Origin of the sequence: Serratia sp. FS14 (genome assembly GCF_000695995.1) — a bacterium.
Taxonomy (GTDB): Bacteria; Pseudomonadota; Gammaproteobacteria; order Enterobacterales; family Enterobacteriaceae; genus Serratia; species Serratia nematodiphila.
Map to the genome: position 1 here is coordinate 2,928,079 of NZ_CP005927.1, position 24,240 is coordinate 2,952,318.

Annotated in this window: 21 protein-coding genes and 5 pseudogenes; 14 read left to right on the forward strand and 12 right to left on the reverse strand. The window is 58.6% G+C overall.

The features are described 5' to 3' along the window. The first annotated feature begins 93 nt into the window (after window positions 1-93). Together cspE and dsrB are read left to right on the forward strand one after the other, a co-directional pair. Entirely contained in the window at window positions 94-306 is a 213-nt protein-coding gene (cspE, locus tag L085_RS13250; RefSeq protein WP_004935122.1) for a transcription antiterminator/RNA stability regulator CspE, read from the forward strand. A gap of 320 nt (window positions 307-626) precedes the next feature. Beyond that, window positions 627-827 carry a protein DsrB gene (gene dsrB, locus L085_RS13255; RefSeq protein ID WP_004935117.1) on the forward strand — a complete coding sequence of 67 codons (201 nt, stop codon included), beginning with the start codon at window positions 627-629 and terminating at the stop codon, window positions 825-827. 217 nt (window positions 828-1,044) lie between these two features. On the opposite strand, the gene rcsA is transcribed toward dsrB, so the two are convergent. Further along, entirely contained in the window at window positions 1,045-1,674 is a 630-nt protein-coding gene (rcsA, locus tag L085_RS13260; protein WP_004935115.1) for a transcriptional regulator RcsA, read from the reverse strand. A 795-nt stretch (window positions 1,675-2,469) separates the two neighbouring features. Here rcsA and L085_RS13265 point away from each other — a divergent pair. Beyond that, window positions 2,470-3,111: a GNAT family protein gene (locus tag L085_RS13265; RefSeq protein ID WP_081835518.1), complete on the forward strand. Its 642-nt coding sequence runs from the start codon at window positions 2,470-2,472 to the stop codon at window positions 3,109-3,111. A 13-nt stretch (window positions 3,112-3,124) separates the two neighbouring features. Here the strand turns inward: L085_RS13265 and L085_RS13270 are convergent, their stop codons facing one another. Further along, complete coding sequence (locus L085_RS13270; RefSeq protein ID WP_044032036.1) at window positions 3,125-4,540, reverse strand: pyridoxal-dependent decarboxylase; 1,416 nt, start codon at window positions 4,538-4,540, stop codon at window positions 3,125-3,127. Between the two features lie 101 nt (window positions 4,541-4,641). On the opposite strand from L085_RS13270, the gene L085_RS13275 reads away from it, so the two are divergent. Beyond that, on the forward strand, window positions 4,642-5,517 hold the full coding sequence (locus L085_RS13275) for a LysR substrate-binding domain-containing protein (protein ID WP_044030945.1): 876 nt from the start codon (window positions 4,642-4,644) through the stop codon (window positions 5,515-5,517). Here L085_RS13275 and L085_RS13280 read toward each other — a convergent pair. Then, complete coding sequence (locus L085_RS13280; protein ID WP_044030946.1) at window positions 5,514-6,899, reverse strand: CoA transferase; 1,386 nt, start codon at window positions 6,897-6,899, stop codon at window positions 5,514-5,516. The genes L085_RS13275 and L085_RS13280 overlap by 4 nt on opposite strands. A 61-nt stretch (window positions 6,900-6,960) precedes the next feature. Next, window positions 6,961-9,141: a glycoside hydrolase gene (locus tag L085_RS13285; protein WP_044030947.1), complete on the reverse strand. Its 2,181-nt coding sequence runs from the start codon at window positions 9,139-9,141 to the stop codon at window positions 6,961-6,963. Window positions 9,142-9,642: 501 nt separating this feature from the next. On the opposite strand from L085_RS13285, the gene L085_RS13290 reads away from it, so the two are divergent. Continuing rightward, window positions 9,643-10,341 (forward strand): MgtC family protein, encoded by a 699-nt coding sequence (locus L085_RS13290; protein WP_044030948.1) that lies wholly within the window; start codon window positions 9,643-9,645, stop codon window positions 10,339-10,341. Between the two features lie 244 nt (window positions 10,342-10,585). After that, complete coding sequence (gene mgtA, locus L085_RS13295) at window positions 10,586-13,285, forward strand: magnesium-translocating P-type ATPase (protein WP_044030949.1); 2,700 nt, start codon at window positions 10,586-10,588, stop codon at window positions 13,283-13,285. Window positions 13,286-13,333: 48 nt separating this feature from the next. Here the strand turns inward: mgtA and L085_RS13300 are convergent, their stop codons facing one another. From L085_RS13300 to L085_RS13315, 4 genes are all read right to left on the reverse strand, one after another. After that, on the reverse strand, window positions 13,334-14,107 hold the full coding sequence (locus L085_RS13300) for a DUF3307 domain-containing protein (RefSeq protein WP_044030950.1): 774 nt from the start codon (window positions 14,105-14,107) through the stop codon (window positions 13,334-13,336). Between the two features lie 2 nt (window positions 14,108-14,109). After that, window positions 14,110-14,706, reverse strand: coding sequence for a hypothetical protein (locus L085_RS13305; RefSeq protein ID WP_015378329.1), 597 nt, complete (start codon window positions 14,704-14,706; stop codon window positions 14,110-14,112). 213 nt (window positions 14,707-14,919) lie between these two features. Further along, on the reverse strand, window positions 14,920-15,099 hold the full coding sequence (locus tag L085_RS13310; protein WP_004935085.1) for a hypothetical protein: 180 nt from the start codon (window positions 15,097-15,099) through the stop codon (window positions 14,920-14,922). A gap of 95 nt (window positions 15,100-15,194) precedes the next feature. Continuing rightward, window positions 15,195-16,304 (reverse strand): YbdK family carboxylate-amine ligase, encoded by a 1,110-nt coding sequence (locus tag L085_RS13315; protein WP_044030951.1) that lies wholly within the window; start codon window positions 16,302-16,304, stop codon window positions 15,195-15,197. 151 nt (window positions 16,305-16,455) lie between these two features. Between L085_RS13315 and L085_RS13320 the strand changes: the two are divergent. The 3 genes and pseudogenes from L085_RS13320 to arsC all read left to right on the forward strand — a co-directional run bounded on the left by L085_RS13320 (window position 16,456) and on the right by arsC (window position 18,588). After that, window positions 16,456-16,783 (forward strand): annotated as a pseudogene (locus tag L085_RS13320) (metalloregulator ArsR/SmtB family transcription factor). Between the two features lie 69 nt (window positions 16,784-16,852). Further along, window positions 16,853-18,142 (forward strand): arsenic transporter, encoded by a 1,290-nt coding sequence (locus L085_RS13325; protein ID WP_044030952.1) that lies wholly within the window; start codon window positions 16,853-16,855, stop codon window positions 18,140-18,142. Window positions 18,143-18,156: 14 nt separating this feature from the next. Next, complete coding sequence (gene arsC, locus L085_RS13330) at window positions 18,157-18,588, forward strand: glutaredoxin-dependent arsenate reductase (protein WP_004935075.1); 432 nt, start codon at window positions 18,157-18,159, stop codon at window positions 18,586-18,588. Window positions 18,589-18,614: 26 nt separating this feature from the next. On the opposite strand, the gene L085_RS13335 is transcribed toward arsC, so the two are convergent. From L085_RS13335 to fdhD, 3 genes and pseudogenes are all read right to left on the reverse strand, one after another. Next, a complete protein-coding gene (locus L085_RS13335) occupies window positions 18,615-19,577 on the reverse strand; it encodes a Dyp-type peroxidase (protein WP_015378313.1) in 963 nt (320 codons plus the stop codon). A gap of 34 nt (window positions 19,578-19,611) precedes the next feature. Continuing rightward, window positions 19,612-20,529, reverse strand: coding sequence for a bestrophin family ion channel (locus L085_RS13340; protein WP_004935069.1), 918 nt, complete (start codon window positions 20,527-20,529; stop codon window positions 19,612-19,614). A gap of 58 nt (window positions 20,530-20,587) precedes the next feature. Beyond that, window positions 20,588-21,358 (reverse strand): annotated as a pseudogene (gene fdhD / locus L085_RS13345) (formate dehydrogenase accessory sulfurtransferase FdhD); the annotation flags it as partial. 373 nt (window positions 21,359-21,731) lie between these two features. Between fdhD and L085_RS25045 the strand changes: the two are divergent. The 3 genes and pseudogenes from L085_RS25045 to L085_RS25330 all read left to right on the forward strand — a co-directional run. Then, a pseudogene (locus tag L085_RS25045) lies at window positions 21,732-21,955 on the forward strand (DNA polymerase V); the annotation flags it as partial. Between the two features lie 108 nt (window positions 21,956-22,063). Next, window positions 22,064-22,573 (forward strand): recombinase family protein, encoded by a 510-nt coding sequence (locus L085_RS13350; RefSeq protein WP_226988600.1) that lies wholly within the window; start codon window positions 22,064-22,066, stop codon window positions 22,571-22,573. A 75-nt stretch (window positions 22,574-22,648) separates the two neighbouring features. Continuing rightward, window positions 22,649-22,945 (forward strand): hypothetical protein, encoded by a 297-nt coding sequence (locus tag L085_RS25330; protein WP_144240690.1) that lies wholly within the window; start codon window positions 22,649-22,651, stop codon window positions 22,943-22,945. Between the two features lie 132 nt (window positions 22,946-23,077). On the opposite strand, the pseudogene L085_RS25730 reads toward L085_RS25330, so the two are convergent. Next, a pseudogene (locus tag L085_RS25730) lies at window positions 23,078-23,311 on the reverse strand (resolvase); the annotation flags it as partial. A gap of 389 nt (window positions 23,312-23,700) precedes the next feature. Between L085_RS25730 and umuD the strand changes: the two are divergent. Together umuD and L085_RS13360 are read left to right on the forward strand one after the other, a co-directional pair. Continuing rightward, window positions 23,701-24,135 (forward strand): translesion error-prone DNA polymerase V autoproteolytic subunit, encoded by a 435-nt coding sequence (gene umuD / locus L085_RS13355; protein WP_044030954.1) that lies wholly within the window; start codon window positions 23,701-23,703, stop codon window positions 24,133-24,135. A gap of 2 nt (window positions 24,136-24,137) precedes the next feature. Then, window positions 24,138-24,239: pseudogene (locus tag L085_RS13360) on the forward strand (hypothetical protein); the annotation flags it as partial. Between the last annotated feature and the right edge of the window lies 1 nt (window position 24,240).

Below are 24,240 nucleotides of genomic sequence, written 5' to 3' on the forward strand. Positions count from 1 at the left end.
CTGACGAATTTCCTTTCCAGTGCCTCCATAAGTAACTGATGACCGGCTACCTCGCCCATGGCGGCTTACATTTATTATTGAAGGAAATTAGACATGTCTAACATGATCAAAGGTCAAGTGAAGTGGTTCAACGAAGCTAAAGGTTTTGGTTTCATCACCCCAGCAGACGGCAGCAAAGACGTATTCGTACACTTCTCTGCTATCCAGGATCAAGGCTTCAAGACCCTGGCTGAAGGCCAGAACGTACAGTTCTCTATCGAGAACGGTGCGAAAGGTCCATCTGCGGCTAACGTTACCGCTATCTAATTGGCGTTTCCCGCTGATTGAAAAGAACCCGCTGCGGCGGGTTTTTTTATGCCTGCAATTTGGCAGCGCGCAAAAAAAAGCCCGCAAGTCTGCGGGCAAAAGTTCCTTGTTACTTCTTCATTTGCGAGCGCTTCTCTGGGGGGGAAACGCCTGAAGACAGGCTACGCGAGACCGGCTTAAGATTCTGCGGCCAAACCGTTAAGAAAGTGAAAATCCAGGCGGCTGCTACGCTGATAGCAGAGGCCGGCAGGGCTGGAGCGGTGTCCATCGCCTCCGGTTTTGTAATACACTGACGGCAATCGTAAATAAGGGAGAAGGGTATGCAAGTTAACGATCGAGTGACGGTAAAAACAGACGGCGGCCCGCGGCGTGAAGGCGTCATTCTGGCCGTAGAGGTGTTCAACGAAGGCACCATGTACCTGGTTTCTCTTGACGACTACCCGGCGGGCGTATGGTTTTTTAATGAGATCGACAGCCGTGACGGCACGTTTGTGGAGCCCTGTCGCGAGCACGGGCAGTAACTTGGGCTAATCTCATTAATTTGCTAATGAAATTGTCCATTTTGAGATTATTTCATTGCGGTAAGATTTTTTTTATCGACGGCAAAAAAATACCCGTTGCGCTAGCGGGGGATAACGCAACAGGTATTTTTTTGTGGTTCCAGCGGCTGCTATCCAGATGACATTATCATCGGGTATTTAACGGCTGGTAAAACAGAGCGGGGGCGTTCTCTGTGGTTCAGCGGCTATTGACGAATATTCCACTGGTCAATGTATCGGTCAAACGAACAACGTGATAAATGATCTGCTTGTTGTGCGTTTTTATTTTCCGCTTGATGTTTCCCTTGTGGGAAGAGACCGTTTTGGCCTTTATTTGCATCTGGTCTGATATCTGGATGGTGCCTTGACCGGACATCCACATGCGTAACATGTTTGATTCAGTCTGGCTCAGCGTTACCGGCGTTTGATCCAGAGAGGATTTCTCCGTACGGAGGGACGTTCTCTCGAGATAGTGGCTAAGTAGCTGATTCATAGTCTCTGGTTTGATGGATTTTGACGATATGATGACGTTCTTGCGAACATATAAATAATCGTCGAAATGTACGTTGGTAATGGCCATGAAGATGAAGAATAACGTATCCGGGTGCAGTGAAATCACCCGTTTTATTCGCTCGGTGGCGTTTGCTTCGTGGATGAAGCAGTCCTCGTTAATAAACACCAGGCTCGGATTCAACTTGCTGCATTTTTCATGCAGGCTGTCAATGTCCTCGATGGCATTAATATGGCGCTTCTTCACGCCATGCGAAGTCAGATAGTCGGTTAACCCCAATCTGGTATAGCTGCATGAATCCATGATAATCGTTGGCATATCGCACCCCCACTTAAATCCGTTTTACTGCGGTAATATGAAAAAAAGCCTAAAAAGCCGAAAGGCAAAATGGAGCAATAATTCAGTGTAGCGAGTGTTCTATCAATAAACACGGCGTCACTCAATGATATTTTCATACTAAACTTATTAATTGCATGAATCTATAAGTTTGGCTTAAGTCAGAGCGATCTGCTGCTCGTCCAGCTTCGGCATGTTGAGCCTGATCTGCGCTTGGCGCCCGCGCCTGCCAGCATTGCTTGCCGCGAATCTGTTCATCATGTCACGAAACAAAATTTTAGTTTGCTAGGAAAAGTCTTAAAAAAAATTCATGTGTCGTTTTTTTGAAGTCTTTCAGCGCATTTTTTGAGTGATTAAAAAATACCCTCTCTGAGGTTATTTTATTTTTTGTTTAAAAATCATTAAGTTGTGTTGATTTCATGCTTTCCATGCTAATGATTAGCACTTCTTTTTTATCATAACGGCAAATGAAAGTTAACATTATGGCCGGAATGTGTAGCTTATTTGTTGCTATAAATCACCGTTTTACAATGAGTTATCTGGATATTTATTTTAAATGAAATAATTTTCGTGAATGTTTAACGGTGATTGAGTGATTTCTCTAAACTATCATCCTGCTGCCCGATCCGCAGGGGAGGAATGGCAGGTCGGAGTTGTCTCTGGCCCGCGTTGGTTTTAACTTGCCTCTCCACCTTTCAAAAACAGGATGTCGCGGTGAGACGGAATCAGTATGGGCAGCCGATAGGCGAAGCCCTCCCTCATTGGCAGCCGGCAGGCATGCCCGGGCACTCGCCACTGCAAGGGCGGTTTTGCCGCCTCGAACCGCTTAACCTCGAGCGCTGGGGGGAGGCGCTTTATCAGGCTTATCAATCCGCCGAGGACGATCGCGACTGGACTTATCTGTTTTGGGAACGGCCGCAGTCGCGCGCAGATTTCCAGCGTTATCTTCAGGCTCAGGCGTCCAGCGCTGACAGAAACACGATGGTAGTGATCGATCAGTCAAACGGGCGTGCGGTGGGAAGCTGCGCTTTTTTGCGCATCGATCCTGCCAACGGCGTGGCCGAACTGGGCACCATCAACTGGTCGCCGCTGATGAAGCGCAGCGCGCTGGGCAGCGAGGCGATTTTCCTGATGCTGCGGCATCTGTTCGACGATCTTGGCTACCGGCGCTGCGAATGGAAATGCGATAGCCTCAATCTTCCTTCACGCCAGGCCGCCGAGCGCTTGGGTTTCCGCTATGAAGGCACCTTCCGCCAGGCCCTCGTCGTCAAAGGACGCACGCGCGACACCGACTGGCTGTCGATCGTCGACGGGGAATGGCCGGCGCGGCGCACGGCGTTTGCCGCCTGGCTGTCGCCGGATAATATCGGCGATGACGGGCGGCAAGAACGGCGTTTGCAGGCCTTCCAACTCGGGTAATACGCCGCGCGCGTTAGGCCGTTTCCGCCAGGCAATGGCGCAACGAGTCCAACGCCAGCCGGATGTCCTGTTCCTCCGTCATCCAGTTGACCAGTGCGGCGCGGATCCCCGGCTGACCGTTATAACGCGTAGGGGTGCAGCACACCACGCCGTGCCGGCTCAGGCGCTCGAGAAAACGATCGCGCGCCGCCTCGCTGTCGCCCTGTGGATGGCTGAGTGCGAAGCAGACCACGTTCAAATTCACCGGCGCCAGCAGCTGGAAACCGTCATCGGCTGCCAGCGCCACCCCCAGCGCCTGCGCCAATCGGACGTTGCGCTCGACGATATCCCGTATGCCGCTGCGGCCATAGGCTTTCAGCGTCAGCCAGAGCGGCAGGGCGCGGAAGCGGCGCGAATTCTCCGGCGTCAGATGCAGATAGTTGTCTGGCCGCAATGTCGGTGCTTCCAGATAGGCCGAATGGTTCTGAAATACCTGCATTTGCAGATCCAAATGGCGGGTAAATTGGATCGCGCTGTCATAAGGCACGTTCAGCCACTTGTGTGCGTCGACAGTGATGGAATCGGCATGTTGCCAGCCCTCAAGTCTTGGAGCGTAGAGCGGTGAGCAGGCCGCCACGCCGCCAAATGCCGCATCGACATGCAGCCAAAACGGATAACGCTCCCGCAACGTCAGCAGACGCGGCAGATCGTCGAACGCGACGGTGTTGACCGTACCGGCGCTGGCCAGCACCAACGTTGGCTGGCCGGCGCCGGCGGCGAGCTGCCGTTCCAGTGCTTCCATATCCATGGCTTCCGAGTCCGGCAGGCTGGCGACGGTCGTCAGCGCCTCGCGGCCGATACCGAGCATGCTGAGCGCCTTCACGCTGCTGGAATGTGGATTGGCCGACAATACCCGGATGGAACCCAGCGCCGCCAGGCCCTGTTGGGCGATATCCACGCCGTGCTGTTGTCCCAGCCACTGCCGGCCAATGGCCAGCCCGGTGAAATTGGCCATGGTCGCGCCGCTGACCAGGCTGCCGCTGAACGTTTCCGGCAGGCCCAGCAGGGATTTCAACTGTGTCACGGCCGCCAGCTCGATCGTGGCTGCGATGGTATCATGGCTGAGCAGGCTATTTTGGTCTGTCACGCTAACCAGCCAGTCCGCCGCTACCGCTGCCGGGGTTCCGCCGCCGGTGACGAAGCCGAAATAACGCGGGCCGGCGCTGGCGGAAATGCCGGCCTGATAGCGTTGCCAAAAGTTATCCAGCGCCGCCAGGGCGCCTTCGCCGTTTTCCGCCAGCCGATCGTCTCCCGGATGCAGCTGCTGTTGATCGCGCGGTGGGCAGACCGAGCGTTGCTGCAGCCCGGTCAGAAAATCTTCCGCCAACTGGCGAGTGTGGTCGAGGATCTGCGGAAACTGTGCGAGGTCTTGTTGTAAACGTGGGTGCATGGCGGCTCCGAAAGCGTCAGGGATGATGGGGTAAACATAGAACATTTGCCTGCCGGTCAAAATCGATGAAAAATAACCTTTTTGGATAGCATGGTTAACCAATGATGAATGAACGCATTCCCCTGCATGTCTTGCCGACCTTTGCGATCGCCGCCAGGTTGGAAAATTTGCGCGCCACGGCGCAGCAGGTGCATTTGACGCACGGTGCGGTCAGCCAGCAAATTCAGTTGCTGGAGCAGGCGGTCGGCTATCCGCTGTTTGAACGGTGCGGGCGCGGTGTGCGCCTGAATGCGGCCGGGAAAGAGATGCTGGCGGCGGTAGAGCCGGCGCTGCAGGCGCTGCAGCAGGGCGTCGCCCGCGCCCGGCGTGCGGCGACAAGCCAGACGCTGCGCATCAGCGTGTTGCCGTCTTTTGCCCACTATTGGCTGTTGCCGCGTCTGCCGGCATTCCATGAAGCCTGCGCCGATATTGCGCTGGATATCGATGCGTCGCTGACGCTGCAGGATCTGTCGCAGCGTGGGTTTGATGCGGCGATCCGCATCGGCAGCGGCCAGTGGGCGGGGCTGCAGGCGCAGCGCATCGCGTCGGGTGACGTGCTGCCGGTCGCTTCGCCGGATATGGCGCGAGAATGGGGGGCTGCGTTCGAGAACGGTGGCGATATTCCGTTGCTCGAGCACGACGTCAGTCCCTGGCGCGACTGGTTCAACGCGCAGGGGCGGCCGTTATGCGGGCGGCAACAGGCGTTGTTCAACGATGCCGGATTGTTGATTCGCGCGGCGGAGCAAGGGTTTGGCATCGCGTTGGCGAAAAAGCTGCTGGTGCAGGATGCCCTCGACGCCGGGAGACTGATGGCGTTGGCCGCGCCCCGTCGCCTGAGCGATGACGACGTTTATCTGGTGTGGCCGCAGACCGCCGGGTTGACGCCGGCGGTCACCCGCTTGCTGCAGTGGCTGCAGCAACAGTTGGCGGCGATTTAGCGGCGTAGCCATTCCGGTTGCGAGGTGCCGAGCGTAGTCGCCGGCAGCGCCCATTGCAGCGCCGTGCCCTGCAGGCTTAACGGGGCGCGCAGGCGTTGCGCGGCCCCCCAGTAAGTCAATTCCGTTTCCGGGTTCTCGTCGGCGGGGCCGGCCGGCGCCAGCGGTTCCGGCCGATAATCTGCCGAACAGGGATGCGCCAGCAGCAGCTGCGCCGTGCGCGCCAGCGACAGCCGCGCGTGGTAGCCGGTGCCGCGGCTCAGGCGCTGCGCCATACCGGTCAGCACCGCCGCCGCCATCAAATAGCCGGTGGCGTGATCCAGAGCCTGTACCGGCAACGGCACCGGCAAACTGGCGCTGCGCCAAACCATGCCCGCCTCCGCCAACCCGCAGCTCATCTGTACCAGGCTGTCGAAACCGCGCCGGGTGCGCCACGGCCCGCTCCAACCATAGGCATTCAGGCAGACGTCTATCAGGCCCGGCGCCAGCGCGCGCCTTTCCTCCGCGCCATAGCCCAACTTCTCCAGCGCACCGGCACGGTAGCCGTGCACGATCACGTCGGTGTTTCTCAGCAGATGTTCAAACGTATGGCGATCGTGCGCATTGGTCAGGTTGAGGCGCGCGCTGCGCTTGCCCAGCATGACTTCGTGTTCAACGCCGGGCTCATCCCAACCGTAGGGATCGATGCGCAGCACGTCGGCACCCAAACCGGCAAGAAAACGCGTGGCGATCGGCCCGGCGAGAATGCGCGTCAGATCCAGCACCCGTACGCCATGCAGCGGCCGGGCGATGGGTAGCGCCCAGCCCGGCGGTGGCGCTTCCGGCTGCAGCGAGGCGTGGATCAGCGGTTCGAGCGCTACGCTTTTGCCCTGAATATGTTGTCGCCACGCGGCCGCCGAGCGCATTTGGGCCGCGCAGCCGCCGGCTTCGATCACCGCTTCCTCCAGCTCACTTTTTTTCCAGCCCAGCACGCGTTCCGCCAGCGTGCCTTTATCCGATGCCGAACCCAGCACCTGCTCCACCGCTCGCCGATGGTGCGGCGCATTGGTATGCAGGCGTATCCAGCCATCCGTTGTCGCATAGTCGCCGGCCAGCGCGTCCCAGGCCGCAGGCAGCGTCCACCCCAACGGACGCAGCGTCCAGCCGAACCAGAGCGAGGCCAGGCGTTGATCGACCCAGACCTGCGGCGCGTCGGCTGCCTCGCGGCGAAGCAACTCGGCGCAGGCCAAACCGGCGGCGCTCCAGGCGGCGGTAGCCAATTCGGTTACGGGAAAAGCCGAAGGCAATGCGCCGGTGCCGCTTACGGTTAGCCGGTCGGCGGGGGCGGGGCGCTGCCCCAGGCTTTGCCAAATTTCGTCGAGCAGAGTGTGGATCAGAGGCGTCATCGGCCACTCCTTGCGGGTCGTCGGAAATATAGCCTAGCGTAGCCCACCGCCGGCGACCTTGCTAAGGCGCAACGTCGAACGTGCGGCCATCGGCCAGTTTGGCGCGCAGGCTGCGGGCCGCTACGCCGGCGAATGGCTGCGCGCTGAAGTTGGCGGTCAGGGTCGATCCGTCGCTGAACGTCGTCTGTTGCACCCAGCCGTCCCGATCGAGCCAGCGGAAGTCGGTTAACGCTTTGTCCCACAAGGCCTGATGCAGCGGCCGGAAGGCGGCGTCGGCGCGTTTTATCGCCGGTAAGCGCGCCGCCAGAGTGGCGCGGCTCAGGTGGAACATCGGCGCGGTGTTGTACAGCTGGCTGAGCAGGCTGCGGGTGGTCTGAACGTCGCTGAACTTCAGATTGTCGTAATTCCAGTGGTGGCTGCTGACGATAGCATCGTGGAAAACGGCCTGGTACAGCGGCAGGCGGTAACGCGGATCGAATTCGACGGTACGGTAGGGTTGTTTCACTTTGGCGGGGCGGAAGAAAAACGCCGGTTGGGCGTTGGGCCACCAAGCGCCGAGATAATAGGGCGAGGATTTATCCTGATTCATCTGTTTATCTCCCCAGCCGAATCCCCAGGTTTCCATGCCGTGGGCGAACATCAGGCTGCGCGCGGTCACTGCGTTGCCATCCTCTGAGCCCAGCGGCAACTTAAGGGTGGCGCTGAACCAGGCGAGCCGGGCGTTGCGGGCTTCGGCCATCTGCGCCGCGCCGGTTGGGTGATCGGGCTGATAGTCGTCGGACACCATGCCGGTGCCGTCCACATCGAGAAACAGGCTATTCAACCCGGCCAATTGCACCAGTTCGCGCATGCGCTGTTGAGAATAGGGCAGGACACAGCCTGGATTGAGGTAATAACCCTGTTTACCGAAGCCGGGTTTCCTGCTGCCGTCTGCGCGCACGATGGCGCAGGATTCCCGCAGCGTCGTCGGTAACTGCGCGGTGAGCCAGCTGTCGTTGACGCCGCGCGCGATGGCGGTATCGTAGGAGTCGTAGCTGGCGATCAGATAACCGGCCGCTTTGGCGGCGGCTACCGCTTGCGGGTGCAGGAAGGCGGCGGTCCAGTTATCGGTGCCCAACCACAGGCGCGGCAAACCGGCCTGGCGCAGCGCGTCGATCACCGGTTTGGCCAACCCTTGCCCCCAACCGTCCGCTGGGGTTAACCAGCGTCCCAGCTCCCGTTGCGCCAGCGCCCGCACTGCGGCGGCCTGGCGCTGCTGCGCCTGCAGAAAGTCGGCGTCATCCGGCGTTGCGCCTAGCGCGAACTGCGCCGTCAACGCCCGGTTGATGCCGTCGATCAGGGGTTGTTGTTGCCAGCCCTCCGGCGTTTTTCCCGCCAGCCGCAGCAGCAAGCTTCTGCTCTCGGCGTCCATCTTCTGCCGCAGCGCTTCGGCGGCGGGAGAGGTGAGGTAGTGCAGTAATCCCGGCCAATCCTTGACATCTTCCGCCGCCAGCAATTGGTCGCCCCACAGATAGATATGGGTAGCGCCGATCAGTTTTTCGCCTTCGGGCGCCTGCTTGATCTTCTCGCGCAGGCTGCTGAACCGGCCGTTTTGTTGCAGATAGTCGCGGTAACGGCGGGCGCCGGACAGCGGGGCATCGCCGACGTGCAGCAGCACCTCGAATGCCTGTTGTTGATTGAAGCGATTGAATTGGTGGCTGGCGCGCATCGCCAGCTTTTCCTGCGCGGCGGCGAAGGCTATCTGGTTACTGAACGGCGTCAACATCAGCCAGCTGTAGACCTTACCCTGGTGTTGCAGGCTCCACAGCGGCAGTTTCAGATCCCAGTTGGTATCCAGCGGCGTCATTTCCGTCGTCAGGTAATGACGCCAGACCGCGTTGTCCAGCGGGATGCGGCTGCCTTCGCCGATCGGCAACAGCAACGTTTCCCCCTGTGGCATACGATACCAGTTCAGGGTTTGCGGCCGATCGCTGCTGAAGCTCAGGCGCAGATCGCCGCCTTCCAGACGGGCGCTGACGTTGATTGCGCGTTGCGGCCATCGCCAGCTGGCGCGTCGTGGCGTTGCGGTAAGATCCGTTACCTGCTGCGCAGGCTGCGCCAGATTGATCGGCACCGGGCCTGCGGCGATATGCAGCGTGGCAGGGTCGAGTTCAAATTGCACGTCGCCTTGCTGCAGCAGTAAGGCATCGGCGGGAAAACTGATGAGCAGCGCCAGCGCGAGCGCGGAAAGCCGTTGTTTCATCGGGGCGTCCTTGGAAGATGAAAGAGGGCAGTTTACCGATAAGCGCACTGTCGCCCAATGTCGCCATCTTCTATTTGTGACATCGAAATATAAACGCCGTATTCCAGTTTATTTTTCGTTTAATAAATTAGCCTTTACTTCATTACCCGACGTCACTATACTCAGCCAAAATTTCAGTGGAGAAACCCAATTGGACAGTTGTAGTTGTAATAAAATAAATAAGGCAAGCTGACCAATTCTCTTCTGATTTGTTGCTTGCCGTTATCGGCGGGCAGCACCCCTCTCCAGTTATTTCTGAGCTGTGCATACCCGAATAAGAAAACGTTTCCTGATGCCAGGTGGCTTCAGGCGAATTGAGTTGGACGTTATTATGGTATTCTGCAGCCACAGCCTTTTCCCTCCAGGCATGACACGCTGATTCGCTGATTTATTTTCAGCGCGTTTTCGCGTGTGCTAAACAGCACATGATTTTATCTCCTGTGATTAATTAAGGGGAAAGTCATGGCTATGACTCCTTTCGTTTTAAATTTATTGCTGGCGATGTGCCTGGGCGCGGTGATTGGCGCCGAGCGCCAGTGGCGCCAACGCATGGCCGGCCTGCGCACCAATGCGCTGGTGGCGACCGGTGCGGCGGTCTTCATTCTCAGCTCCATGTCCACCGATCCGGCCAGCGCCGGCCGGGTGGCCGCGCAGATCGTCTCGGGTATCGGCTTCCTCGGCGCCGGCGTAATCATGCGTGAAGGGCTGAACATTCGCGGCCTCAACACCGCCGCCACGCTGTGGTGTTCGGCGGGGATCGGCGTCCTGTGCGGCCTGGGCCAGCATTGGGATGCGGTGGTCGCCACGCTGGTGATCCTGTGCGCCAATATCCTGCTGCGCGAGGCCGCGCAGCGCATCAACCTGCAGCCGCACCAGCAGGCGACCGATCTGGAACTGTGCTATCGCATTCAGGTGACCTGCGGCGAGCAGGATGAAATACTGGTGCGCACCCTGATTCTGCAGGCGCTGAACGGCGTCGCCTTGCGGCTGCAATCCTTGCGCAGCGCCGATATTGCCAGCCCTGGGCAATTGGAAGTGTGCGCGGAAATTACCGCTACGCCGGTCGCGCAAAAAGAAATTGAGGGTATTGTTTGCCGCGTCAGTCTGGAAAAAAGCGTGAGTGCCGTGCGTTGGCGCGTCGCGTCCGAATTACCGGTCTGAGTAATAATATAAATATTGATTAACTTGATTATATGTTCGGTTTTATTCATGAGTGCCTTGAATAACGCGGAGCATTAAGGAGGCGTTATGGACGATGACCCCGGAAGGGAAATGATTCTTGCGTGGCTGACAGGGTAATCACGCTATTCAGTCACGCTAATTAAAAAATTCCACTCTGCGCAGAGTCACCTGTTTATCGGGCGGGATCTCCCTGTGCGCAGAACGAAAATAAGAGAATAGCGTTATGACTCAGATTAATGAAAGAATGCGTCGCCGTGATAAAGACTCGGTGACCTACGCCATTGCGCAAGAGGCGACCAACAGCATCGCCCAAACGCTGGCGAACCTGAAGTGCAACCGCAACGGCTTGACCCAGGACGATGCCGATGAGCGGCTGGAGCAGTTCGGCGCCAACCAGGTCGCCCACGACAAGGCACCGCATGCCTTGATTCAGTTGATCAAGGCCTTTAACAACCCGTTTATCTTCGTGCTGATGGTGCTGGCTGCGATCAGTTTCTTTACCGATTATTGGCTGCCGCTCCAGAGCGGTGAAGAAACTGAACTCACCGGCGTCATCATCATCCTGACTATGGTCACGTTGAGCGGGCTGTTGCGTTTCTGGCAGGAATACCGCACCAACAAGGCGGCGGAAGCGCTGAAATCGATGGTGCGCACCACCGCTACGGTGCTGCGCCGCAGCAGCTACAGCGCGCATCCGCTGACGCTGGAAGTGCCGATCCGCGAACTGGTGCCGGGGGATATCATTCAGCTCTCCGCCGGTGACATGGTGCCGGCCGACGTGCGTCTTATCGCCTCGCGCGATCTGTTCATCAGCCAGGCGATTTTGACCGGCGAAGCGATCCCGATCGAGAAATACGATGCCATGGGCAACGTGGCGCAGAAGTCGAGTGAAGGGGAAGTGTCCAGCGAGAACGCGCTGCTTGAGCTGTCCAATATCTGCCTGATGGGCACCAACGTCGCCAGCGGCACCGCCACGGCGGTGGTGGTGGCAACCGGCGGGCGCACTTACTTCGGCTCGCTGGCCAAGTCGATCGTCGGTTCGCGGGCGCAAACCGCGTTCGATCGCGGGGTGAACAGCGTCAGCTGGCTGCTGATTCGCTTCATGCTGGTGATGGTGCCGGTGGTGTTGCTGATCAACGGCTTCACCAAGGGCGACTGGAGCGAGGCGGCGCTGTTCGCACTGGCGGTGGCGGTCGGCCTGACGCCGGAAATGCTGCCGATGATCGTCAGCTCCAACCTGGCGAAAGGGGCGATCGCCATGTCGCGCCGCAAGGTGGTGGTGAAGCGCCTGAACGCCATTCAGAACTTCGGCGCCATGGACGTGCTCTGCACCGACAAGACCGGCACCCTGACCCAGGATCGCATCATTCTCGAGCACCACATCGACGTCACTGGCGCCAGGGATAACGAGGTGTTGCACCTGGCCTGGCTGAACAGCTTCCATCAGAGCGGCATGAAGAACCTGATGGACCAGGCGGTGATCCGTTTCGGGCGCGGCAAACCGGGGATCGAAGCCCTGGGCCGTTTCAGCAAGGTGGATGAGCTGCCGTTCGATTTCGTGCGCCGCCGTTTGTCGATCGTGGTGGCGGACGAAAATGGCAAGCAGCAGCTGATCTGTAAGGGCGCGGTAGAGGAGATGCTCGAGATCGCCACCCACGTGCGCGAAGGCGACAAAACGCTGGAACTGGACGACGCGCGCCGTGCGGCGCTGCAGGCGCTGGCCCGCGAGTATAACGAAGACGGTTTCCGCGTGCTGGTGCTGGCGACGCGCGAGCTGGATGCGCAGCGCCCGGCCGAACCGCTGAGCGTGGCCGACGAGCGCGACATGGTGGTGCAAGGGCTGCTGACTTTCCTCGATCCGCCGAAGGAGAGCGCGCAGCAGGCGATCGCCGCACTGCAGGAAAACGGCGTGACGGTGAAGGTGCTGACCGGCGACAACCCGGTGATCACCTGCAAGATTTGCCGGGACGTCGGGCTGGAGCCGGGCGAGCCGCTCTCCGGGCTGCAGATTGAACAGATGGATGACGAAGAGTTGGCGCGCGAAGTGGAACAACGCACGGTCTTCACCAAGCTGACGCCGCTGCAAAAATCGCGGGTGCTGAAAATGTTGCAGAGCAACGGCCATACCGTCGGCTTCCTCGGCGACGGCATCAACGATGCGCCGGCGCTGCGCGATGCCGACGTCGGCATTTCGGTCGACACCGGCACCGACATCGCCAAGGAATCGGCGGACATCATCCTGTTGGAAAAGAATCTGATGGTGCTGGAAGAGGGGGTGATCAAAGGGCGCGAGACCTTCGGCAATATCATCAAGTACCTGAACATGACCGCCAGCTCCAACTTTGGCAACGTGTTTTCGGTGCTGGTGGCCAGCGCCTTCATCCCGTTCCTGCCTATGCTGGCGATCCACCTGTTGATTCAAAATCTGATGTACGATATTTCCCAGCTGTCGCTGCCGTGGGACAAGATGGACAAAGAGTTCCTGCGCAAGCCGCGCAAGTGGGATTCCAAAAACATCGGGCGCTTTATGCTGTGGATTGGGCCGACCTCGTCGATCTTCGATATTACGACCTATGCGCTGATGTGGTACGTGTTCGCTGCCAACAGCGTAGAACACCAGGCGCTGTTCCAGTCCGGTTGGTTCATTGAGGGGTTGCTGTCGCAAACGCTGGTGGTGCATATGCTGCGCACCCAGAAGATCCCGTTCATTCAGAGCACCGCGGCGCTGCCGGTGTTGCTGACCACCGGGTTGGTGATGGCGCTCGGCATCTACATTCCGTTCTCGCCGCTCGGCGCCCTGGTTGGCCTGCAGCCGCTGCCGTGGGAATACTTCCCGTGGTTGGCCGCAACGCTGGTCAGCTACTGCGTGGTCGCGCAGTTGATGAAGCGTTTCTATATCCGCCGCTTTGGCGAGTGGCTGTAAGCCGCCTCGGCGTTCACTTCGGGGGCGAAATTTTTCGCCCCCGCACCGCTACAGCAGTTTGTTGACCAGCAGGCCGAGCATGATGGTCAGCGTGAAGGAAAACAGCGTGCCGAGCAGCACATACTCGGTACGCATCTTATCGTCACTTTGGCGCAGATCGCCGAAACGGAAGATAGATTTGGCCGCCAGCAAAAAACCGATCGCCGTAATTTGCCCCAGCAGCACAAAGGTCAGGATCAGCGTTCTTTCCAGATAGCCAATCTGTTTGCCCGCGCGCAGCAGCGAGTCGTTGTCGGCCTTGGCCGAAGGCGGCATTTGCGGCGTCCAGCGCGCCAGCAGTTGCCCAATCAGCAGGCTCATCGGCAGATAAATCAGGCTGTAGGCCACCAGCACCAGGCCGGTTTGCCAACTCCCCAGTTGCCGTCCCAACGCCGCGAGCAGTTCACCGGCATTCGGCGTCAGCCCCAGCCACAGCAAGGCGATCACCGCCAGATGCAATCCCTGATCGAGCAGAAAGCTGCGGGCCGGGCTCAGGCGGTTCATCGCGGTGACTTTCAGCAAATCGATCAGGTAGTGGCTGACGGCGATGGCCAGCAGGCTGGCCAGCACCTGCAGTGAAGACAGTCCGCCGTGCAGCAGGCCGAAACCGGCCACTACCCAGGCGGCCAGCACCCCGTGCAGCAACGCGTGCAACAGCAGAAAACGCGAACGCGCGCGATGTTGGATTTTATCTTCCACCCAACTCAGCGGCTGCAGCGGAAAATCCGCCAGCAGATGGACGAGCAACAGCCAGGCCAGCAAAGGCGCATAGGTCAGATCCATGGTCAGACGATCCTGTTAATGGCGTGAATAAACCGCATGATTTCCTCATAGGCCGCGCGTTTCAGCGCGGCGGAGACCGTGGAGGCGGCTTTTTGCAGCTGGTCCGCCACGGCGGCGCCACTGTCGGCGAACATTCTCGCCTGAACGATGCGCGCTTCGGCCTGTGACAGGCGGCCAATTACATGATCTAACATCGGCAGCAGATCGCTGACAATGGCGTTTGTCCGATCGTTGTCGGTTTTCAGAGCCAGCCGGCAATTTTTTGCCATGGCGTCCAGCGCGCTGCCGGAGTTGATAAAGGCGCTGCCGTAACCGGCGGCGTCGGGCCGTTGGCTACCCAGCCCGACGGCGATGCGCGCATCCCAGTGCGCGGCGCCCATCGCCCGCAGCGCGAGGCGTATGTACACCGCCAGCAACAGCCCGTCCTCCGGGGCGGCCTGCGCCTGGAAGGCATCGCCGCGAAAGATTTCCACCTGATGCAGCCGCCCGTCACGCCGCAGCCGATCGAGCAGGTTATGCAGCCCATTGAGGTAGTTGACGGTGTCTGATCGGCGGGAATCGACCAGATCGCCGCTGATTACGCTGATTGGCGTCGGCATGGCGTGTTCCATTATTTGCGGAGGGATGACTATAAATTCGCACCTGGATACGAATATGTCAAGAATTCGCCTCCAGGTGCGAATTTATGGGGTTTTCGCCTGTGAAGGCGAAACGAGGCAGGATGAGGAACGTGGGATGAACGGCCGGGAATGCGCGGGCCTGCCAGGCTCGCCACCGGCGGCGTAGAGGGAAAATGGCCGGCAACCGGCTGTTCAGAAGCTTTTAACCAGCACGTCACGCGGCATTTCGCTGCCGTGTTTCAGCAGATGCTCAAACGATCGCTCGCTGCTTTTCAGCTGCTGCAAAAATTCCTGCGGCGACAGATCGTGTTTTTTGCCGCTCATGTAAGCCAGCGCCAGTTCTTTTGCCTGATAGCGGGAGAAGTTGTACATGGTGTCCTCGATACGGTGAATGTCAGTGCTCACGATTGTAGCGAAAGAGCACATAATGAACAGCGGCTTTGGCGTATGGAATCGATAGCCGAAACTTAACTTGCAGGCTGCAACAGCTCATCGCACAGGCGCTTGATCACCTGAGCTTGCGGCAGGCCGTTGTGCAACATCTGGCGGATATGCTCCGAATCGCTGATGCCCTGGCGGACATGGCGCTCGACGGCCTGCAGCAGGGCACGATCCTCCCGTCGCTCGGCAAAACCGCTCAGCGCTTCGAGAGTGTGCAGGATGTGGGCGGTCAGGCTGCTGCGGCGCAGCGTCGCGGGATCGACGTATTCGGCGGCAAAGCCGCTGCGATAGGCGTTGATCTTGTTGTAATTGGTGAAGGCATCGTATTCCGGCGCGATCGGTGAGCGGTGCTGCAACAGAAAATTGGCCAGCAGGCGGCAGTAACCGACCAGCAGCACGGCGTGGGTGAGGCGCAGCGGCGTATCGCAGATGCGGATCTCTACCGTGCCCAGCTCCGGTTTTGGCCGCGCATCCCAGTAAATATCCTTGACGCTTTCAATCACGCCTGCGGCATTCAACCGTTCGTAGTAGGCGTTGAATTCATGCCAGCTGTAGATGTGTTCCAGGCATCCGTAGTTGGGGAAGGAGTTCTGGGCGCTGAAGCGGGAACTGGCAAAGCACGTGTCGACCCCCTGATACAGCGGCGACGAGGCGCTGAGCGCGATCAACTGCGGAAAGTAGGGCGTCAGCGCATGGCACAGGTACATCGCTTCGTCCCCGTCGTTGACGCCGAGGTGAATGTGTTGGCCGAACACGCAGGCCAGCTTGGAGAGATAGCCAAAACGGCTGGCCAGCTGCCTGTAGCGCGCGTTGTCGCTGATGACCTGCTTGCGCCAGTCGTTGCTCAGGTGGCGGCCACCGCCGCAGACGTCACAGCCCAGGCGCTGCGCGCTGCGCCGGACGGTATGGGTCAGGGCGCGCAGCTCGGTGTGCAGCTCATCGAGATCGCGGTGCACCGAGCTGTTCAGCTCCACCATCGATTTGGTGAGCTCATGCTTGACGCGCCGGCGGTCGCCGACCGCGCTGACCACCCGATCGGCTCGATCCGTAAGATCGTAGTGCTCGGCATCGACCAGCTGTAACTCTATTTCGGTGCCGATGGAGAGCCTTTCCGAACGTTTGAATGTGAGCGGCATGGTACCTCCTTCCTGCAAGAACGGCATAAAGATAAGTATATGTCTCGGTGAGGAGGGCAACGTTTTGCATTTTATATTTGTTTTTTCGCATGTGAAGCTGGTATCTTCACGAGCGAGTTGTGGTGAAGAGAAAGGTTAACGGGAGTGTGACATGCCGTCATTGACGCCGCTGAAGCTGTTTAAAAAACCTGTCTGACGAGACGCGTCTGACCTTGGTGCTGCTGTTGCGCCACGCCGGTGAACTGTGCGTGTGCGAGCTGTCGGGCGCACTGGCGCTGCCGCAACCCAAGATTTCAAGGCATCTGGCGATGCTGCGTGAAAGCGGACTGCTGCTCGATCGGCGCGAGGGTAAATGGATACATTATCGCCTGTCGCCGCATATGCCGGCCTGGGCGGCGGCGATTATTGAGCAGGCTTATCAGTGCCGGCCAGAACAGATGACGGAGTTAGCGCAACGCGTGGCGAAAGGTTGCCCGTAACGGTAAAAAATTTACGCAAACATATATGAAAAATCGAATATGTAAACTTAAAGGGGCGGAAGGACAGCGATGATAGTGGCAGGGGCGATCTTTATTCTGACGTTGATCTTGGTCATCTGGCAACCGAAGGGGCTGGGTATTGGCTGGAGTGCGTCGATCGGGGCGGGATTGGCATTATTGAGCGGCGTGGTGCACATCGGCGACATCCCCGTGGTATGGCAGATAGTCTGGAATGCGACTGCGACCTTTATCGCCGTCATCATCATCAGCCTGTTGCTGGATGAAAGCGGCTTTTTTGCCTGGGCCGCCTTGCACGTCGCGCGCTGGGGCAACGGCAAGGGCCGCTGGCTGTTTACCTATATGCTCCTGTTGGGCGCGGCGGTGGCGGCGCTGTTCGCCAATGACGGCGCCGCGTTAATCCTCACGCCGATCGTGATCGCCATGCTGTCGGCGCTCGGTTTTCGTCCTGCGGCGGTGCTGGCTTTCGTCATGGCGGCGGGCTTTATCGCCGATACCGCCAGCCTGCCGCTGGTGGTGTCCAACCTGGTGAATATCGTTTCGGCGGATTTCTTCCACTTGGGCTTTACGGAGTATGCGGCGGTGATGGTGCCGGTCAACCTCGTCGCCGTGGCGGCGACGCTGGTGATGTTGCATTTGTTCTTCCGCAAGGATATTCCGCCGGGCTACGCGTTGACGCGTTTACCGGTACCGCGGGAAGCGATCCGCGATCGCGCGACGTTTCGAGCCGGTTGGGCGGTATTGGCGCTGTTGCTGATCGGCTTTTTCGCCCTGGAACCACTCGGCGTGCCGGTGAGTTTGGTCGCCGCCTGCGGCGCGCTGGTGCTGCTGGCGGTAGCGAAACGCGGGCGGGCGATCGATACCGGTAAAGTGCTGCGCGGGGCGCCCTGGCAGATCGTGATTTTCTCGCTGGGTATGTATCTGGTGGTCTATGGGCTGCGCAATGCCGGCTTGACCGATCTGCTGTCCGGCGTGCTGGATGCGCTGGCGCGGCAGGGGCTGTGGGCGGCGACGCTCGGCACCGGCTTCCTGAGCGCGTTTCTCTCTTCCGTCATGAATAACATGCCGACGGTGCTGGTAGGGGCGCTGTCGATCGACGGCAGCAGCGCGGAAGGCGTCATCAGGCAGGCGATGATTTACGCTAACGTCATCGGCAGCGATCTCGGCCCCAAAATCACCCCGATCGGCAGCCTGGCCACGCTGCTGTGGCTGCATGTGTTGGCAAGGAAAAACATCGTCATTACCTGGGGCTATTATTTCCGCGTGGGACTGGTGATGACGCTGCCAATTCTGTTCGTCACCCTGGCCGCGCTGGTGCTGCGGCTGTCCGTTTTGCCATAACCGGAGCAACTAACATGAGCGACATCAAAATTTATCACAACCCCGCCTGCGGCACGTCGCGCAATACGTTGGCGCTGATCCGCAACAGCGGCGCTGAGCCGGAGGTGATTCTGTATCTGGAAACGCCCCCCAGCCGCGAACGGTTGATTGCGTTGCTGGCCGACATGAACATGACGCCGCGCGCGTTGTTGCGTAAAAACGTCGAGCCTTATGCCGAGCTGCGGCTGGACGAAGCCGGCTGGAGCGACGATCAACTGATCGACTTCATGGTGCAACAGCCGATCCTGATCAATCGCCCCATCGTGGTGACGCCGCTTGGCACGCGCCTGTGCCGTCCGTCGGAGGCGGTGTTGGAGATTCTGCCGGATCCGCAGCGCGGCGCCTTCAGCAAAGAGGACGGCGAGCCGGTGATCGACGCGCAGGGCCGCAGGATAACCAAAGGCTGATCGCTGCGGCCCTGCATTTCGGCCAATCAGTGCAGTTCGGCGCCGCTGCGATCGGCCAGCGCTTCCAGCAGCGGGGCGGAAGGCACGAAGAACAGGGTGCCGGTCACCGCGTGGCTAAAATCGAGCAGCCGATCGTAGTTGCCGGCCGGGCGGCCGATAAACATGTTTTCCAGCATCTGCTCGATCGGCTGCGGGGAGCGCGCATAGCCGATAAAGTAGGTGCCGAACTCGCGCAGGCCGGGGCGGCCGAACGGCATGTTATCGCGCAGAATTTTCACCTCGTTGCCTTGCTCGTCGGTGATGGTGGTCAGCGAACTGTGCGACGACGACGGTTTGACCGCTTCATCCAGCTCGATGTTGGACTGCTTATGGCGGCCGATGATCTTCTCCTGCGTTTCCACGCTGAGCGAATTCCAGCCCTGCATGTCGTGCAGGTATTTCTGCACCAGCACATAGCTGCCGCCGCTGAACGCCGCGTCTTCGTCGCCGATCACCGTGTAATCGAAAGCTTCATGCCCTTCCGGGTTCTCCGTACCGTCGACGAAGCCGATCATGGCGCGCTGATCGAAGTAACGGAAGCCGTGCACCTCCTCGATCACCGTCACGGCGTCGCCGAGCTTGCCGATCAGCTGAGAGGCCAGTTCAAAACACAGATCCATTTCATCGGCGCGTATATGCAGCAGGATATCGCCGGGCGTGGCAACGGCGACGCGTTCCCCGCTGCCGATCGGGCTGAACGGATGCAGCTGGCGAGGGCGCGGCGCGCCGAACAGCGTATCCCAGGCCTCGGAGCCGAAGCCGCAGACGCAGGTGAGGTTGCCCGCCGGCGCGCGTTTGCCGACCGAACGCACCACGGCGGCGATGTCGCCGCACCAGGCGCGAACCGCCGCCAGATGGGCGGGAACGGGCGACAGGGTGGCGACGATAAAGATGGCATGGCGCGTCACCGGCGTGAATACGGCTTGCGGCAGGGGGGTATTTGCATTCATTGCATTCGGCTCCAGTGTGTTCGGGTGAAATAGCTCAGATCAAATTAAAGTGCTCGTCGGGTTTCATCGGCGGTGGCAGCGGGCTTTGGTCATTCATTTCCAGCAGGTTGCGCTCAATGGTGTTGCAAATGGCGTTTAACGGCAGATGGTTGGCCGACACGCCGAATGGATCCTCCAGCTCTTCGGCCAGTGAGTCCCAGGATAAGAAGGTATAGGAAATGAACACCGAAACAAACGGTGTCATGTAATGCAGATCGGTCACCAGGGCAAAAGGCAACAGGCTGCAGAACAGGTAAACGGTGCGCTGCAGGATCAGGGTATAGGCGAACGGCACCGGCGTGCTGGCGAGCCGTTCGCAGCCGCCGAGGGCGTGGGACAGCTCGCTCAGCTTGTTGTCGAGCAGCTCGAAAGTGATGTCGCTCAATAGCCCCCGTCGGCGCAGCTTGCCGATCTCCTGGCCCAGCATCAGCAGGATGCGGTTGGTCGGCATCGGGCTGGCGATCACTTCGGCCAGCTCTTTGCTGCTGAGATTGTGGTACAGATCGGCGGTGGGATCGGTGGCGCGCAGCTGATGCTTCAGGCTCCAGCTGAAGGCGATCAGCAGCTTGGCGACCTTTTGCTGCACCGCCGGTTCGTCCGGCAGCAGGCTTTTGATCTGGCGCAGCAGGGATCGCTCGGTAATCAGCAGCGAGCCCCACAGGTTGCGCGCCTCGACAAAGCGGCTGTAGCCGGCATTATTGCGAAAGCCGAGAAAAATCGCGATGGCGATGCCCAGCAGGCTGAACGGCGCGATAGTCAAATGCACGCCGAGCTGTTCGTACCATTGGTAGCTGATCACCGCCACTATCGACATCAGCACGTTCAGCGACAGGCGAAAGGTAATTTTTGACAGCACGGATCCGTGCCAGGCGAACAGGCGAAAAAACCAGTTCTGGTGCGGGCGGATTATCATAACGTGGGCGCTTCCTGGTGTCCTGCTATTGAGAATAGTCGATTCTTATCCGGCGGCGTTAGGCCGCCGTTGTCGATTGCCAGAGCCGCTGCGGGTGCGTATAGACGGTGGCGCGCCCCGGCTTGCTGAAGCCCACCAGCGTAAGGTTGCTGCGCTCGGCCACCTCCACCGCCAGGCGGGTGGCGGCGGAAACGGCGAACAGGATCTCGACGCCGCACATGGCGGATTTTTGCACCATTTCATAGCTGGCGCGGCTCGACACCAGCACCGCCCCTTGCAACCACGCCTGTTGGCTGCGATAACCCAGCAGTTTGTCGAGCGCCACATGGCGGCCGACGTCTTCACATCCGCCGCTGAGCGCGCCGTCCGGCTGGATCCAGGCCGCAGCGTGGGTGCAGCCGGTCAGTTTCCCCACCGTTTGCACTTCCTGCAGCTGCGCCAACGCCCGATCGAGCAGCGCCAAATCGAAACGCTGCGTGAAAGGCAGCGGCGCGATGGGCTGAGCGACCTCCTGCAGTTGCTCGACCCCGCAGACGCCGCAGCCGGTGCGGCCGGCCAGGCTGCGGCGCTTCTCTTTCAGCTGCATAAAGCGGCGGCTCGAGAGTTCCACATGCACTTCAATGCCATTGCAGGCCGGTTGCTGGCGGATGTCGTAGATATCGTCGGGGGAGGCGATGATGCCTTCGGACAGCGAAAAACCGATGGCGAAGGCCGCCAGGTCTTTCGGCGTCGCCATCATCACCACGTGGGAAATGCCGTTGTACACCAGGGCAACCGGCACTTCTTCCGCCAGCCAATCCTGCTGCGCCTGAGCCAGATCGTTGCGCTGCCAGACCGCATGGCGAGACAGGCAGGCCTGTTCGATGTCGTCGGTTTCTGCGAGGAGTAGGTGCTTGTTCATAACGTTCTCGTGACCGTCGGTGACGAGGCGCCGACGGGGATGAATGCTTATTGAGCAGGTGTGGGGATTATACAGGATTCTGATCCCGCTCGCGTAGGGAATCACGCCCTGCAGGTTATCCACAGTTTTAGTGGATAACGTGTGCGCAAGGCAGAGTGAAACCGTTAGCAGGCGTAAAAAAAAATCGCTCAGAAAATTATTATATTACGCGGCAAAGCGCGATCCGCAGGGGGATTTGTGGTTGCGCGCGTTCGCGTTTTGTTTATGCCTTACTGTGTAAATATACAGTTTGGTTGTGATTATGCTGAGCAATTCAAAGTTGTATGCTTTTTCACCAGGTGAGTCTCTGGCGTTACCGCTGTTTGCCGATCGCGTGGCCTGCGGTTTTCCTTCTCCCGCACAGCACTATGTCGAGAGCCGGCTGGACATTGGCAAGTTGTTGGTGCGGCATCCTAATGCCACTTATTTCGTGCGTGGCGCGTGGACGGAACGATCATAAAGCTGGAAGGTGACGCGCTGCAGGTCGCCGGCGGGTATCAGGCCGCGTATGATGCCGGGCTGCCGGTGCAGATCCTGGTGAATGACGGCCGTATCCGGGCAAAGGAATAGACGCTGGGGTTGGAGCCTGTCCTCATCGGCGCTTTGCTGGAGACTGATGCGGAAGTATGCCGCCCCCAAACGGTAACTGATATTTTGCTGGTTGAGCAGATAGACCGCCTGACCCGTCTCAGCAACAGTGACTGGATGACGTTGAAAAAGCAGATTGAGCAGCATGAGTTACGGATTGTCAGCCTGGATGTCCCTACCTCATGGCAGGCGCTGTCAGAGAAAGATCCTTCACAGGCGGACCCGATCACCCGTGCAGTAATAACCGCCATCAATAACATGCTAATCGACCTGATGGCCGCGATGTCACATAAGGACTGGTTGAGTCGCCGCCAATGGCAAAAGCAGGGAATTGAACGGGCGCATACGTTGGGTAGATACCGGGGAAAGCAGGCAGATCAGAAACGACATCAGAAAGTCCTGTACTACCGACAGATTAAGAAACTGAGCATCCGAGAAACAGCAGACGCGACAGGCTACAGTACTTCCCAAGTTTGTCGCATTCAGGCCTTCTATAAAGAAGTTGAGACTGATTAAAAAGCAGCCTTAATGTACAATAATTTTCGATATCCAAGCTGACCCCATGAACAATCAATGAGTGAGAGGTGAAAGATGATTTCATACAAAAAAACCATACCTGCTCTTGTCATATTCGCTTTATCTAATGCTGTGGCATATGCGAATGATTTCGACAAATCAAATGAAGCGATGGCAATTTCAGCAATAGGTTTTTCTGGCTCAAATGCTCGTGTTGCACATGATGTTTGTGGGGCGACCAATGAGAAGATTGATAAATATAAAAAACAAATAAAAGACTCATTAACTAGAAAATTAAAGTATGAACAGTCAGGATTCGATACGCATTGGGATAATGGTTGGAAAAATGCTGATTTTTGGTTAAGTCATTAAGTAATGATGAAGCCTATAAAAAAGAATATTGCCGAGAGGTTTTAGATGGAATTAATAATCCTGAAATGAATTAAGGACTATTCCTTATTCGGGGTTCTACGCCGGAACCCCAGATTTTTCCGTCCGCTAAAATTATCCCCGGTTGAGCAGCTTTATACCGTCAGCTCGCAGTGGACCATCAGGGGAAATGTGGCGGTACAGCGTTTGTCGGGTGATCCCAAGCTCCTGGCATAACGTACTGACTTTCGTCTCTGGCCGTCCCATCGATGCCATTGCCAGTCGCAATTTTATTGGCGTCATTTTGTAAGGCCGTCCGCCGTTCCTCCCGTGGGATCTTGCTGAGGCAAGGCCTGCTGCTGTTCTTTGCGGCGCTGTACGCAGCAGAGACCGACGGCCGCGCGCGACTGGCTCGACACCCGCTTAGTCCCGCCCTCTGGTCAAATGCAGGCTGACGTGTACAGCCTGCAGGCAGAGGATTTCGTCTGGCAACCGGTATCGCCCGCCGTCGGCGCCGTTCGCAATGACAATCCCTCACTCATCCTGCCCATCGATACGCCAACGGTCTGAGTGCCGAATTATCCACAGTTTTGGTGGGTATCATGTGTGCAAACACACGTGAAGAACGCCAAAATCTGCAGGAAAAATCACTCAGAAAATTATTATATTACGCGGCAAAGCGCGATCCGCAGGGGAATTTGGGGTTGCGCGCGTTCGAGTTTTGTTTATGCTTTACTGTATAAATATACAGTTTGGTTATGATTATGCTGAGCAATTCAAAGTTGTATGCTTTTTCACCAGGTGAGTCTCTGACGTTACCGCTGTTTGCCGATCGCGTGGCCTGCGGCTTTCCTTCCCCGGCGCAGGACTATGTCGAGAGCCGGCTGGATATCGGCAAGCTGCTGGTGCGGCATCCCAACGCCACCTACTTCGTGCGCGCCAGCGGCGAGTCGATGATCGACGGCAATATTCAGGACGGCGATCTGCTGATTGTCGACAGTGCCCTGACGCCGGAACACGGCAATATTGTGATCGCCGCCGTGGACGGTGAATTCACCGTCAAAAAACTGCAGCGCTACCCCGACGTGCGGCTGTTGCCGATGAACCCCGCCTATGCGCCAATCGTGTTCAACGACGAGGCGCAGCTGGAGATCTTCGGCGTGGTGACCTTTATCGTCTACGCGGCGCTGTAACCATGTTTGCCCTGGTAGACGTCAACAGCTTCTACGCCTCCTGCGAAACCATCTTTCGGCCCGATCTGCGGGGGCGGCCGGTGATCGTGCTGTCCAACAACGATC